The sequence below is a fragment of the Streptomyces sp. NPDC005722 genome, assembly GCF_040630935.1.
Taxonomy (GTDB): Bacteria; Actinomycetota; Actinomycetes; order Streptomycetales; family Streptomycetaceae; genus Actinacidiphila.
Genome location: NZ_JBEXYN010000024.1, coordinates 76326 through 89989, shown reverse-complemented (window position 1 = coordinate 89989; position 13664 = coordinate 76326). Strand labels below are relative to the sequence as shown.

Here is a 13664-nt window from a genome sequence, read left to right as displayed (position 1 = left end):
CACCGGAGGCGGTTTTCGCCGTAAAGGAACCATGCCGGCCTCTCACGACGTTCCCCCCTGTGAAGGTAGCGTCGAGGTCGGCACGAACGACCGACATCACGGAGGGGACTCCCATGGCTGTAAGCCTGTCGAAGGGCGGCAACGTCTCGCTCACCAAGGAAGCACCGGGCCTGACGGCCATCACGGTGGGCCTGGGCTGGGACGTGCGCACCACCACCGGCACCGACTTCGACCTCGACGCGAGCGCCATCGCGCTCAACCCGAGCGGCAAGGTCTACGCGGACGCCTACTTCGTCTTCTTCAACAACAAGCAGACGCCGGACCAGAGCATCGTCCACACCGGCGACAACCGCACCGGCGAGGGCGCGGGCGACGACGAGGCGATCAACGTCAACCTGGCGGGGCTGCCCGCCGACGTCGAGCGCATCGTCTTCCCCGTCTCCATCTACGAGGCCGAGGCCCGCAGCCAGAACTTCGGCCAGGTCCGCAACGCCTACATCCGCATCGTCAACCAGGCCGGCGGCGCCGAGATCGCCCGCTACGACCTCAGCGAGGACGCCGCCACCGAGACCGCCATGGTCTTCGGCGAGCTCTACCGCAACGGCGCCGAGTGGAAGTTCCGCGCGGTCGGCCAGGGCTACGCCTCCGGCCTCGCCGGCATCGCCACCGACTTCGGCGTCGGCCTCTGACACCGGTCGGGCCCCAGGGCCCGACGGGCCGCCTCACCCGATGAGGCACCCCGTGCCCCGCACGCGACCGGCGTGCGGGGCACGCCGGTGCCCGGCCCGCCGCGGAGGTGCCGCCGGCACGGACCTGCCGCCGGGGCCGCCGCGTACCATCGGCGGGTGATCGACCTCGGCTACTCGCTCTCCCGCCGCTTCCCCGACCCCCCGCAGACCGACTACCGCACCGCCGACGTACGGGCGCTGCGCCACGACCTCTTCTGCGGGGACGTCTACCTGGCGGACGTGAAGGCCGACCGCGAACTGTCCACAGCCTGGGGATGGGTGCCCGTCCTCGACTTCGCGTGGGCGCTGTGCGACATCGTCGAGGAGCTGGACCGCGACCCGCTCGGCAGCCGCGCCGCCCGCCCCCAGTACGCGGAGCTGGACTTCACCGAGTCCACCGACCGGCTCCGCTTCCGGCGCCGCTTCGGCTTCGTCGACGTCAGCGCCGACTGGGCGCCGGAGGAACGGCCGCTCTCCTTCGCCCACGCCGAGCTGCGCCGCGAGGCCCGCGACTTCCTGCACGACCTGCTCGCCGACCTCACCGACATGCACGACGGCCTGGACGCCAACCCCGCGATCTGGGACCTGACGGCGCGTTTCCCCCGTCTGTAGCCCGGACGGCGCAGCCCCGGGTGCGGGACCCGTTCGGCCGCCGTCCACTTGGGGCATGGACGACTACCCTCTGCTGAACCTCTTCTGGACGATGCTCCTGATCTTCTGCTGGGTGCTGTGGTTCTTCCTGCTCTTCAGGATCATCGGGGACCTCTTCCGCGACCACACGGTCGGCGGCTGGGCCAAGGCCGGCTGGATCATCGTGCTGATCTTCCTGCCCTTCCTCGGCGTGCTGATCTACGTCGTGGCCCGGGGCAAGGGGATGGCGGAACGCGACCAGAAGCAGGCCAGGGACATGGACGCGGCGTTCAAGCAGTACGTGCGGGAGGCCGCCGCGGGCGACGGGGGAACGGCGGGCAACAACGTCGAACGGCTGTCCAAGCTCGCCGAGCTCAAGAGCCAGGGCCACATCACCGAGGACGAGTACACCAAGGCGAAGACGAAGCTCCTCGCCTGACCGGCGCTTGACCTCAACCGCGCTTGAGGTCGGACAGTGGGCGGTGCGGATCATCCGACCGCCCACTGTCGTCGTGTCCAGGGGGAAGCACCGTGCACGCCATCCGTCTCCACGCGTTCGGCCCGGCCGGCAACCTCAGCTACGAGAGGACCGGTGACCCGGAACCCGGCCCCGGGCAGGTGCGCGTCGCCGTCGCCGCCGCCGGTGTCCACGTGCTCGACACCGCCATCCGGTCCGGCGACCCCAAGGGCCCCTACCCGCTGCCGGAACTGCCCACGGTCCCGGGCCGTGAGGTGGCCGGCACCGTGGAGGCCACCGGGGAGGGCGTCGGCGCGGAGTGGCTCGGCCGGCCGGTCGTCGCCCACCTGGGCATGGTGCCCGGCGGTTACGCCGAACTCGCCGTCACCGCCGTCGAGAAGCTGCACGTGCTGCCGGACGACCGTGACCCCGCCGAGGCCGTCGCCATGATCGGCACCGGCCGCACGGCGATGGGCATCCTGCGCCAGGCACCGCACGGCCCCGCCGACACGGTCGTGGTCACCGCGGCGGCCGGCGGGCTGGGCAGCCTGCTGGTCCAGGCGGCGCGCGCCGCGGGCGCGGTCGTCCTCGGGCTGGCGGGCGGGCCCGCCAAGACCGCCCGCGTCCTGGAACTGGGCGCGGACGCCGCCGTCGACTACCGCGCCGAGGGCTGGACGGACGCGGCCCGGGCGGCCCTGGCCGGACGGCCGGGCACGGTCGTCCTGGACGCGGTCGGCGGCGGCGCCGGCCGCGGGGCGGTCGGCCTGCTGGGCCCCGGCGGGCGGCACGTCGTCTACGGCTGGGCGTCCGGCGGCCCGCTGGAGTTCCCGCCCGGGGAGCTGTCCGCACGCGGCATCACCTCCGAGGTCGTGCTCGGTCCTGCCATGTTGCGGATCGGGCTGCGGACGCTGGAGGAGGAGGCCCTGGCCGCGTGGACGACCGGGCGGCTGACCCCCGCCGTACAGCGCTTCCCGCTCGCCGAGGCCGCCGCCGCGCACGCGGCCCTGGAGGGCCGCGGCACGATGGGCAAGGTCGTCCTGGTCCCGTAGCGGTCGCCCGCTCCCCGCGCCCATCGACGCGGACACGGCGCCCGTCGCCGGATCCGATGGCGCGGCCGTGTGCCCGGTGCCGGTCCCGGGCAGGGAGAAAACGTGACAACAGCGACGCACGCCCTGCGCGCGGTCCCGCTGACCGGGGGCCCGGTGGAGATCCGCGGCGCGCTCGACCTGGAACGGACGAGGGCCGGGCTGCTGCCGCGCCGTCTCCCGGCGTGGACGCGGTCGCAGTACCCGGACGTCTTCATGGACGAGACGGCCGCCCTGCCCTCCGGCGTACGGCTGGCGTTCCGCACCGCGGCCCGGGTGGTCGAGCTGGAGCTGCTGACCTCGGTCTGGCAGCTGGCGGGGACCTCGGAGCCGCTGCCCGCGGGCGTCGTCGACCTGGTCGTCGACGGCAGGCCCGCCGGCAGCGCCCCCGCGCCGCCCGGGAACGTGATCCACAAGCCGGACCTCTTCGCCGAGCCCTCCCGGCGCGTGCCGGGGGCGCCGGGCCGGGTCCGGTTCCACGGCCTGCCGGGCGGCGAGAAGGACGTCGAGCTGTGGCTGCCCCAGCAGACCCGCACCGAACTGGTCGGGCTGTGGGCGGACGCCGAGGTGCTGCCGCCGCGCCCGAGCGGCCGGCGGAGCTGGATCCACCACGGCAGCTCCATCAGCCACTGCGCGGCGGCGGATTCCCCGACCGCCACCTGGCCCGCCCTCGCCGCGGCGCTGGCCGGGGCCGAGCTGCTCAACCTGGGGCTCGGCGGCAACGCGATGCTCGACCCGTACGTCGCCCGGACCATCCGGGACCTGCCGGCCGAACTGATCAGCCTCAAGCTCGGCATCAACATCGTGAACCGGGACGCCTTCCGGCTGCGCTCCTTCGGCCCCGCCGTGCACGGCTTCCTCGACACCGTCCGCGACGGGCACCCGGACGTCCCGCTGCTGGTCGTCTCGCCCATCAGCTGCCCGGTCGTGGAGACCACCCCCGGCCCGACCGCGCCCGACCTGTCGGCGGCCGTCCCCCGGGTGGTGGCCATGGGCTCCCCCGCGGACGTGCCCGGCGGCGCGCTGACGCTCACCGTCATCCGGGCCGAGCTGGCCCGGATCGTCGCCGCCCGGGCCGCCGCGGGCGACCGGAACCTGCACTACCTGGACGGCCGCCGGCTCTTCGGCCCCGGCGACGTCGCCGACCTGCCGGACGACCTGCACCCCAACGCCGCGGGCTACCGGCGGATGGGCCGGCGCTTCGCGGCGCTGGCCTTCGGGCCGGGCGGGCCGTTCGCGGCCCCCCGGCGGCCCGGCCCGGGACACTGACCCTGGCCCCGGCGCCCCGGCCCTGACCCGGTCAGCGGCCCGGCCCGGGACACTGACCTTGGCCCCGGGGCCCCGACCCTGACCCGGTCAGTCGAGGGCGAGGGGGCGCAGGACGCCGTCCGGGTCGTGGCGCCGCCACAGCTCGCGCACCCGGGTGCCGGTCGCGCCCGGGTAGGCGCGGTCGAAGACCTCGGAGCCGGTGCCGCTCTCGAAGTTCACGTAACTGCCGCCGCCGTGCTCCCGGACCGGCCTCCACAGCCGGTGCAGATCGTCCTGCCCGTGCGGCGGGAAGAGGTTGCCCTGCGCCAGGACCCGCGCGCCGCGGTGGGCGTAGGCGGTGGCGTCGGCCGGGACGTCGTCGATCGCCCCGCCGAGCGAGCGCAGTTGGACGAAGGCCGGCCGGCGCCGGTCGCCGGCGGTCGCCATGACGGCGCGGGCCGCGTCCCGGGTCATCGCGGGCAGCAGCGAGTTGGTGCTCACCACCGGCTGCTGTCCGGTGTTCGCGTGCTGGTGGGCGGTGGAGACCAGCGCGGTGTACGGGGCCTGCTGGGCGGTCGCCTGCAGCGGGCGGTGCCGCCCGGCGAGCAGCGGGCCGAGCGCCTCGCGGACGCGGCCCGGGTCGTCGTCGGCCGCGGCGACGGTGACGGAGAGCGCCAGCCCGGCGCCGTCGGACAGGAGGTGGGCGGCGGAGGTGAGCACGCGGGGCGCCGCGGCCATCGCGGACGCCCACTGGGCGAGGGCGCCGCCCGCCGGGTCGGCCTCGAAGACCAGCTGGGCCACCGCGATGTCCCCCAGCTCCATCGCCTCGACCTCGAACGCGGTCACGATCCCCACGCCCGCGCCCGCCCCCCGCACCGCCCAGAACAGCTCCGGGTGGTGCGTGGCGTCGGCGCGCAGCGCGGTCCCGTCGGCCAGGACGAGTTCGACGGCGCGGACCCGGTCGACGGTGAGGCCGTACGTACGGGCGAGCCAGCCGATGCCGCCCGCGGTGGCCAGGCCGCCGGCCGCGACGTTTCCGTGGTCGCCGGAGCTGACGGCCAGCCGGTGGGCCGCGAGCGTGGCGGCCGCCCGGCCCCAGCGGGCGCCCGCCCCGATCCGCACCAGCCGGGTCGCCCGGTCCAGGACCCGTACCTCGTCGAGCCCGGAGAGGTCGACGACGACACCGCCGTCGTTGGACGACCGGCCGGACAGCCCGTGGCCGCCGGAACGCACGGACACCGGCAGTCCCTGCGCCCGGGCCGCCGCGAGGGCGGCCGCGATGTCGCCGGGCCCGCGGACGAGGACCACGGCGGCGGGACTGGCGACCGTGGTGTACGTGGAACGCAGCAGCGGGTAGCGGGAGTCGCCGGGGAGCACGGTCCGCCCGGCCAGGGCGGCGGGCACGGCGAAGGCCGCGGCCGGGGCGGTGCCGTGACCGGCCGTCACCGGGCCACCCGCTCGCGGACGGCGGGCACGACCTCGCCGGCGAAGACCTCCAACTGCCGCCGGTGGGCGGTGACGGGCCAGAACACGAAGGTGTCGAAGCGCAGCTTGGTCGCCCACTCGGCGAGCGTGTCGGCCCAGTGGCCGACGTCGCCGTTCAGACCGGGGGCGCCGGAGCCGCCGATCACGCCGATGACGTTGTAGATGCGGCGGACGCGCGCCGGATCGCGCCCGGCGGCGCGGGCGGCCTCGTCGACGATCCGCTGGCGCTCGGGCACCTCCCGGGGCGGCACGTAGATGTTCAGCGGGGAGATCCAGCCGTCCGCCAGCCGGCCCGCGACCGCCAGCATCCGCGGCCGCTGGCCGCCGAGCCACAGCTCGACCCGGCGCGGTGGCACCGGCCCGGCCTGGTAGCCGGGCACGGTGAGGACCTCGCCGTGGTGCCGCACGGGCCCGCCGTCCAGGGCGGTCCGCATGATCCGCAGCGACTCCTCGGTGTACGTCACGACCTCGCGGGGCGGCATCGGCTGCGCCCCCATCGAGCCGATCGCCTCCGGTATCCCGCCGCCGCCCACGCCGAGCCGGAACCGGCCGCCGGAGGCCGCGGCCAGACTGGCGGCGGTCTTGGCCAGCATGACGGGCGGCCGCAGCCGGAGGTCGGCGACGTCGGTGAAGACGGAGACGCGCGAGGTGCGGGCCGTGACGAGGGCGGACAGCGTCAGGGCGTCGAGGTGCCCGGGCTGGTACGGGTGGTCCTGCACGGCGAGCAGGTCCAGCCCCGCGGCGTCCGCGGCGGCGGCCAGCTCCAGCGTCTCCGGCAGCCGGGTCGCGTCCGGGTCGAGGCTCAGCCCGAAGCGGAGCCGCTGTGCACGGTCGGTGGTGTCCATGGCTTCAGCGTCGAGGGCCCGGCGCGTTCGGCAAAGACAAGGGTAAGCGACTTACTTTCAGTAAGCGACTTTCCAGCGCAGCCACCGCGCTCAGGGCGCCGGGCGCCTCCGGCCGGCCTCCCATACGCCGGAGTGGACAGCGGCGCCGGGGTCGGCCAGGCTGCGTCGGCGATCATGTGCGACCGAGGGGTGGGGAGTTCGATGGAACACGTCCGATTCCGGCTGACCTGGTACCAGCGGATGATGCCGCTGCTGCCCGCAGCAATCGCCGTCACCCTGATGACGGGCGTCCTCCCACTGCTCGCCCCTGCCTCGTCCGGCCCCGGACTCACCTTCCCGGTGGGCGTGTTGCTGGCGCTGCCGGTGGTGCTGCTCTCCTCCGCGCGCTTCGGCGTCACGCTCACCCCCTCGGAGGCGGTGGTGCACAACCTCCGGCGCAGGACGATCCGCTGGGCGGACGTCCAGGGCATCTGGGTGGAGTCGGGCATGGGGGTGCGGCGGGTGGTGATCTGCGAGGCGGACGGGCGTCTCACCCGCCTGCGGGCGCCCGTCACCGGTTTCCTGAGCCAGGACGCCGCCTTCGAGGAGAAGTTCGCCGCGATCGGCGAGTGGTGGCTGCGCCACCGCGGACCCGAGTGGACTCCCCGGCCCCAGCCGTGGCGGAGCTGGTGAGTCGCTTGTGCAACGAGTCACGTAAGCCGCGCAAAAAATAGACAGCCAGCCGCACTTCTTCATCATCCTGCCGAAAACCTCGCGCAGGAGCCTTGTGGACCGGCCTGACGGGTCCTTACTGTCGCCTCACCTCACGACGTCCGCTCCGCCTCGAACGTCCCGGGCGGTCGCGCCTTACGAGAGAAGAGCTGGGGATGACACGGAGCAGCAGGAGTGCGTGGCGAAGAGCCGTGGCGGTGGTCGCGGTGGCGGCCGGCCTCGGTGCCGGCATCGGCCCGGCCGGCGCGACGGCCCAGGCCGGCACCGCGTCGGCGAAGGGTGCGGCCGGGCCGGTCGTGACGCGGGCGGCACTGGACCCCGCACTGGTCGAGGGCCGCGGCGCGGACCTCGGGTTCGTGGAACAGGAGGCCGAGAACGCCGCCACGAACGGCGAGGTCATCGGCCCCGACCGGACCGCCTACACCCTCCCCGCGGAGGCGTCGGGCCGCAAGGCGGTGACCCTGCGGCCGGGCCAGTACGTGGAGTTCACGCTGCCGAGCGCCGCCAACGCGATCACCGTCCGCTACAGCATCCCGGACGCGCCCGCCGGGGGCGGCATCACCGCGCCGCTCGACGTGACGGTGGACGGCCGCGCCCGCAGGACGATGACGCTGACCTCGCAGTACGCCTGGCTCTACAACCAGTACCCGTTCTCCAACGACCCCCGTGCCGGGCTGCTCCACGACGACTGGTGGATCACCGAGTGCGGCTGCGTCCCCAACGCGACCACCCCGGCACCGGTCATCGCCAAGCCCTTCCGCCCGAACCACTTCTACGACGAGCAGCGCCTGCTGCTCGGGCGGACGTACAAGGCGGGCGACCGCGTCCGGCTGACGGTGCCCGAGCGGGCGGGGGCCGTGCCGACGACCGTGGACCTCCTCGACTCGCAACTCGTCGCGCCGCCCCGCGTGTCCCTGCTCGCCGCGAACGTCCTCGCCTTCGGCGCCGACCCGACCGGGCGCCGCGACTCCGCCAAGGCCCTGGACCAGGCGATCGCCTTCGCCCGCCGCGCGCACCTGAAGGTCTACGTGCCGCCGGGCACCTACCAGGTCAACCGGCACATCATCGTGGACGACGTGACGATCGAGGGCGCCGGCAGTTGGTACACGGTCTTCAAGGGCAAGGAGGTCGCGCTCGACTCCCCCGCCCCCGACAACTCCGTCCACACCGGCGTCGGCTTCTACGGCAAGGACGCGTCCGCCGGCGGCAGCCGTGACGTCCACCTGTCGGGCTTCGCGATCGAGGGCGACGTCCGCGAACGCATCGACACCGACCAGGTGAACGGGATCGGCGGTGCCATGAGCGACTCCACGATCCAGGGCCTGTACATCCACCACACCAAGGTGGGCATGTGGTTCGACGGCCCGATGTCGAACCTGCGGATCACGGGCAACGTCATCACCGACCAGATCGCCGACGGCCTCAACTTCCACACCGGCGTGACGGATTCCGTCGTGCGCAACAACTTCGTCCGCAACTCGGGCGACGACGGGCTGGCGATGTGGTCGGAGAAGACCGGCAACGCCCGCAACACCTTCGACCGCAACACCGTGCAGACGCCGGTGCTCGCCAACGGCATCGCGATCTACGGCGGCACCGACAACACCGTCTCCGGCAACCTGATCGCCGACCCGATCCGCGAGGGCAGCGCCCTCCAGGTCGGCTCCCGCTTCGGCGCCGAGCCGTTCACCGGGCACCTGTGGATCACCGGCAACACGACGGTGCGGGCCGGCACGTACGAGCTGAACTGGAACATCGGCCTCGGCGCGATCTGGTTCTACGCCCTGGAACGGAACATCGACGCCGACATCCGCGTGACCGGCGACCACTTCCTCGACAGCACCTACAACGCGGTCATGCTGGTCGCCGACTGGCCGGTGAAGGACACCTACTCGATCACGAACGTGCACTTCAAGGACATCCGGGTGGACGGCACCGGCACCTCGGTCGTCAGCGCCCGGGTCGCCGGCTCCGCCACCTTCGAGAACGTCGACGCCCGCAACGTCGGCGCGGTCGGCGTCAACAACTGCGGCTCCTTCAACTTCCCCGCCACCGGCTCCGAGTTCTCCCTGACCGACCTCGGCGGCAACGACGGCGGCGGCACGACGGGCCCCTGGCTGGGCGCGTGGGAGCTGCCCAACACCATCACCTGCGACGACCGTCCCCCGGTCGTGGCGCCCCCGGGACCCGCCCCCTGGTGACCGGCGTCCGCGCCTGACCCGCGGGTCCCGCCGCGCAACGCCCCGGCCGTTCGACGGCCGGGGCGTTCCGCACGTCCGGCCGGGTACGGCGGCGCCGCGGGGACGACTTGACCGAATCCATAACACCGCACCCCCTCCGGGCCACCTGCGCATCCACCACCGGAAACCCGCGCTTCGCCGAACAGGTGTCGGGTGGACACGGGCCGGCGCCCAGCCGGCCCATCACTGGTAAGGAACACGCAATGACACTTCGCGGGAACAGAGCCGCGGGGACCGGCGCACGCCGGACCGCCGTGGTCACCGCGCTGGCGCTGGCGCTGACCGGCGCCGTCGGCGGGGCCGTGGCCACCGCCTCGGCGCCGGCGGGCGACGAGGCCGTCCAGGGCCACTCGCCCGACCGTGACTGGCTGCCGCAGACGCCGCAGAACTGGCCGCTCGTGGTGGACTACACCCGCACCCCCGCCGAGACGGTCACGCGCGGTCTGCAGCACTTCAGCGAGACGTACGACACCGTCGGCGGCCGCCAGCACGTCCAGGTGCTCAGCGCCGACCTCGGCGACCCGAACCTCCGGGTCGGCATGGTCGAGGCCGGCGACACCATCACCGACCCGGCGGACGAGACGCCGTCCTCGATGGCCCACCGCACCGGCGCCGTGGCCGGCGTGAACGGCGACTACTTCGAGATCCACGCCAGCGGACGCCCGCTCGGCGGCATCATGACCGACGGCCGCCTGCTGAAGAGCCCCAAGCCGGGCTTCGCCTCCCAGCTGGGCGTCAAGCCCGACGGAACGATGGTCATGGGCCCGCAGACCTTCTCCGGGACGATCACCGCCGGCTCCGCGACCCGCGCGCTCACCTCCGTGAACACGGTGAACGACCTGACGGCGGGCGGCATCACCGAGGTCACCCCCGACCTCGGCGAGACCCCCGGCCTGTCCAAGCCCTCCACGCTGGTGCTCGGCCACGTCACCGACGGCGGGTTCGTCGTCGACGAGGTGCGGACCGGCGTCACCACCGTGCCGCGGCTCTCCACGGACCAGCTGGGTCTGCTCGGCGCCGGCGACGGCGGACAGTGGCTGACCGACACCCTGCACGGCGGCGACACGGTGGGCATCGCCACCGCACTCTCGCCCGACAACGATGTCACGCAGCTGATCAGCGGTGTTGACACGCTGGTGAAGGACGGCGCGGTCTACAAGGACCCGACCGGCACCCCGCCGAGCGGCGCCAACCCGGAGACCGCGGTCGGCGTCACCAAGGACGGCAAGCACGCCATCGTCGTGGCCGTCGACGGCCAGGGCGGCGCCACCAGGGCCTTCGGCGTGACCCGTGACCAGGTCGCGGGCTACATGGTCGCCCACGGCGCCTACGACGCCATGCTCTTCGACGGCGGCGGCTCCACCGGCATGGTCAGCCGCGCCCCCGGCGCCGACCGGGCCGAGATCGTCAACACGCCCTCCGACCAGCCCGGCAACACCGAGCGTCCGGTCGCCAACGGCATCTTCTTCTACTCCACCGCCAAGGAGGCCGGCCCGGCCGCCGAGGTCGTGGTGAACGGCGGCGAGCAGGTCACCACCGTCGCGGGCGGCACCGTCCCGCTCGCGGTGCACTCCGTCGACCGGCTCGCGAACCCGGCGGCCGGCCAGGTCCACGTCCGCGTCGAGCCCTCGTCGCTGGCCTCGTACGAGAACGGCAGGCTCACGCCGCACCGTACGGGCTCGGGCCGGATCATCGCGTCCAACGGCCGCGTCTCCACCTCGGAGAAGCTCGAGGTCGTCAGCAAGCTGAAGACCCTCACGGTCTCGCCCGACAAGGCCGACCTCGGCAACGGCGCCACCCAGCAGCTGACCCTCTCCGGCACCGTCAAGGACGGCGGCGCGGTGCAGATCCCCGCCGAGGCCGCCACGTGGAAGGTCACCCCGGAGGACCTGGGCACCGTCGACGCGCACGGCCTGTTCACCGCGAGCGCGGACGTCGGCGGTCTGGCCGAGGTCAGCGCCGAGGTCGCCGGCACCACCACGACCACCTCGGTCGCCGTCGGCAGCGTCAGCAAGGTCATCGACCCGATGACCAGCCTCGACGTCTGGCGGCTCAGCAACAACACCACCGGCCAGCCGGCCACCCTCGCCGCCGACCCCGGCGTCCTCCCGCCCGGCTCCACCGAGTCCGGCTCGCTGCGCCTGGACTACTCGATGCCGGCCGGCTCCGGCGTCAAGCAGCTGGTGCTCTCGCCGCGCACGACGCTGAAGACCGAGACCGTGGGCGGCCAGGTGCCCACCGGCATCGGGGTCTGGATCAAGGGTGACGGCAACGGCATCGAGCTCGCCGAGAAGTACATCGGCGTCAACGGCTCGTCGACCACGCTGTACCCGACGTTCGTGACGTGGAAGGACTGGCACCTGGCGGTCGCGCAGCTGCCGGCGGGCATGCAGTTCCCGCTGACCATCAGCTTCATCGACTTCCTGGCGATCAGCCCCAGCACCGCCTACAGCGGCTCGCTGAACGTCGCGGGCCTGCAGGCCCTGTACTCGCCGCGTCCGGTCACGGTGCCCGAGTACCACGCGATCCCCGACAACCCGAAGTGGCTCTCCTTCGAGGAGGACTCCGCCGACTTCGCCAAGCGCGGCACCACGATCCTCACCGGTGACGACGCGCACCTGCTCGCGAGCGACCCGGGTTCGGTCAGCAGCAACGTGATGGACTCCATCGCCCGGCGGCTGCCCACCCTGACCCCGCAGGCACGCCCGGACTCCGCCCAGTTCCTCGGCGACATGCCCGACGACGGCAAGCCGGCCGACCTGCAGTACGCCAAGTCCAAGATCGACGCCCTCGGCGTCCCCGGCCGCGACATCGTCGGCAACCACGAGATCACCCAGGGCGCCGACGCGGAGAACGGCAACTACAGCGACACGTTCGGCGAGACGCACTACGCGTACGACCAGGGCGCGGCGCGGCTGATCGTCACCGACAACTCGCACGGCAGCCTGCAGTCCTCGGACCCGTTCCAGAACCCCGAGGGCGTGCAGTACCCGTGGCTGGTCCAGCAGCTGACCGAGGCCACCGCCAAGGACGTGCTGGTCATCACCCACATGCCGGCCTACGACCCGCACCCGGCCGCGAACAGCCAGTTCACGGACCGCTGGGAGGCGCGGATGTACCTGCGCCTGGTGCAGCGCTACCAGGAGACGCACCCGAAGCAGCACGTGGTCATGATGTACGGCCACGCGCGCGGCTTCGCCGAGCAGATCCTCGACCCCGAGGGCCGGAGCGTCAGCACCGAGGACGGCGGCATCCCGCAGTTCACCTTCGCCGACCTCGGCATGCCGGCCTACGCCCCGGCGGACCAGGGTGGCATCTACCACTTCGGTCTCGTCCGGATCGGCGACGACGGCGACCTGCAGTACACCGTCGAGCCCGCGCTGGCCTCGATCGACGTCACGGGACCCAAGGACCCGATCGCCCGCGGCGACCGCGTCACCCTGACCGCGACCGGCGACCAGATCGCCGGTGACAACATCGCACCGCTCACGATCCCGATCGCGGACCCCGCGTCCCACGTCTGGACCTCGAGCAACACCAAGGTCGCCTCGGTGGACCCGTCCACCGGCGCCCTGACCGCCCACCGCTCCGGCACCGCGACCATCACGGTGACCAGCGGCGGCGTGACGGGCACGGCCCAGGTCACCGTCCGCTGACCCCGCAGGGGTGCCCGCCCGCGCGGGCACCCCTGTCGCGGGCCACGACCGTGGCTCCTCACGGCAGTCGGTCGAGGGGCGGCCGTCCGCGTTCCCTCCGCGACCGCCGTGCCGGTCCCAGCAGCGGTACCCGCATCACGCACAGGGCGAAGGCGAGTTGGCCCGACACGGGGATGACCAGCTGCTCCTCGAAGTTCTGGAAGAGCAGGAACCAGGTGGGCAGAAGCAGGAGGACGGCCAGCGGAAGCCGGAACTGCAGGCTGGTCCGCGGGTTGAGGAGCGCGTAGTAGGCGCTGATCAGGAGTGACGGGATCGCGATCAGGGGGATGCAGGGCGCCCAGAGCGATTCCCCCTCCCCGGGCAGCCGGAGGTCCACCGCCACCCAGGTGAGCGCGTAGGTCACGGCGTAGCGCAGGACCAGATCGCCGAGCCGCAGCCCGACGAACCGGAGATTGCGCCAGGGCGTGTCGGTATCCACAGCCGTCCCCCTCGTGGCACCACGAATCAGCGGCACGCCGAGGCGGCATCCGCTGCGCACGCCATCCTGACAGCAATCTTGAACGCGTTCAATTCCGAGTC

The 13664-nt window shown here is 73.3% G+C and carries 11 protein-coding genes; 8 read left to right on the top strand and 3 right to left on the bottom strand.

What is annotated here, in order from left to right:
- The first annotated feature begins 113 nt into the window (after positions 1-113).
- From ABZ479_RS25780 to ABZ479_RS25760, 5 genes are all read left to right on the top strand, one after another.
- On the top strand, positions 114-689 hold the full coding sequence (locus ABZ479_RS25780) for a TerD family protein (RefSeq protein WP_500463750.1): 576 nt from the start codon (positions 114-116) through the stop codon (positions 687-689).
- 156 nt (positions 690-845) lie between these two features.
- Positions 846-1340: a hypothetical protein gene (locus tag ABZ479_RS25775; RefSeq protein ID WP_500463749.1), complete on the top strand. Its 495-nt coding sequence runs from the start codon at positions 846-848 to the stop codon at positions 1338-1340.
- Positions 1341-1395: 55 nt separating this feature from the next.
- Complete coding sequence (locus ABZ479_RS25770) at positions 1396-1797, top strand: SHOCT domain-containing protein (protein ID WP_499610774.1); 402 nt, start codon at positions 1396-1398, stop codon at positions 1795-1797.
- 92 nt (positions 1798-1889) lie between these two features.
- Positions 1890-2864 (top strand): zinc-binding dehydrogenase, encoded by a 975-nt coding sequence (locus ABZ479_RS25765; protein WP_500463748.1) that lies wholly within the window; start codon positions 1890-1892, stop codon positions 2862-2864.
- A 102-nt stretch (positions 2865-2966) separates the two neighbouring features.
- Complete coding sequence (locus ABZ479_RS25760) at positions 2967-4169, top strand: GDSL-type esterase/lipase family protein (RefSeq protein WP_500463747.1); 1203 nt, start codon at positions 2967-2969, stop codon at positions 4167-4169.
- A gap of 87 nt (positions 4170-4256) precedes the next feature.
- Here ABZ479_RS25760 and ABZ479_RS25755 read toward each other — a convergent pair whose 3' ends face one another.
- A complete protein-coding gene (locus ABZ479_RS25755) occupies positions 4257-5594 on the bottom strand; it encodes an FAD-binding oxidoreductase (RefSeq protein ID WP_500463746.1) in 1338 nt (445 codons plus the stop codon).
- Positions 5591-6478, bottom strand: a complete 888-nt coding sequence (locus ABZ479_RS25750) for an LLM class flavin-dependent oxidoreductase (protein ID WP_500463745.1) — start codon at positions 6476-6478, stop codon at positions 5591-5593. The genes ABZ479_RS25755 and ABZ479_RS25750 overlap by 4 nt, the downstream gene beginning before the upstream one ends.
- A gap of 201 nt (positions 6479-6679) precedes the next feature.
- Between ABZ479_RS25750 and ABZ479_RS25745 the strand changes: the two genes are divergently transcribed.
- The 3 genes from ABZ479_RS25745 (at position 6680) to ABZ479_RS25735 (ending at position 13085) form a co-directional block, all read left to right on the top strand.
- Positions 6680-7150 carry a hypothetical protein gene (locus ABZ479_RS25745; protein ID WP_500463744.1) on the top strand — a complete coding sequence of 157 codons (471 nt, stop codon included), beginning with the start codon at positions 6680-6682 and terminating at the stop codon, positions 7148-7150.
- A gap of 194 nt (positions 7151-7344) precedes the next feature.
- Positions 7345-9390, top strand: a complete 2046-nt coding sequence (locus tag ABZ479_RS25740) for a glycosyl hydrolase family 28-related protein (protein WP_500463743.1) — start codon at positions 7345-7347, stop codon at positions 9388-9390.
- A 242-nt stretch (positions 9391-9632) separates the two neighbouring features.
- On the top strand, positions 9633-13085 hold the full coding sequence (locus ABZ479_RS25735) for a phosphodiester glycosidase family protein (protein ID WP_500463742.1): 3453 nt from the start codon (positions 9633-9635) through the stop codon (positions 13083-13085).
- Positions 13086-13143: 58 nt separating this feature from the next.
- Here ABZ479_RS25735 and ABZ479_RS25730 read toward each other — a convergent pair whose 3' ends face one another.
- Positions 13144-13563, bottom strand: coding sequence for a hypothetical protein (locus ABZ479_RS25730; protein WP_500463741.1), 420 nt, complete (start codon positions 13561-13563; stop codon positions 13144-13146).
- Positions 13564-13664 lie beyond the last annotated feature (101 nt).

Excerpts from the sequence above, each read along its gene's own strand:
- ABZ479_RS25770 (WP_499610774.1), top strand. The coding sequence starts at position 1,396 with ATGGACGACTACCCTCTGCTGAACCTCTTCTGGACGATGCTCCTGATC.
- ABZ479_RS25740 (WP_500463743.1), top strand. The coding sequence starts at position 7,345 with ATGACACGGAGCAGCAGGAGTGCGTGGCGAAGAGCCGTGGCGGTGGTC.
- ABZ479_RS25745 (WP_500463744.1), top strand. The coding sequence starts at position 6,680 with ATGGAACACGTCCGATTCCGGCTGACCTGGTACCAGCGGATGATGCCG.
- ABZ479_RS25735 (WP_500463742.1), top strand. The coding sequence starts at position 9,633 with ATGACACTTCGCGGGAACAGAGCCGCGGGGACCGGCGCACGCCGGACC.
- ABZ479_RS25780 (WP_500463750.1), top strand. The coding sequence starts at position 114 with ATGGCTGTAAGCCTGTCGAAGGGCGGCAACGTCTCGCTCACCAAGGAA.
- ABZ479_RS25750 (WP_500463745.1), bottom strand. The coding sequence starts at position 6,478 with ATGGACACCACCGACCGTGCACAGCGGCTCCGCTTCGGGCTGAGCCTC.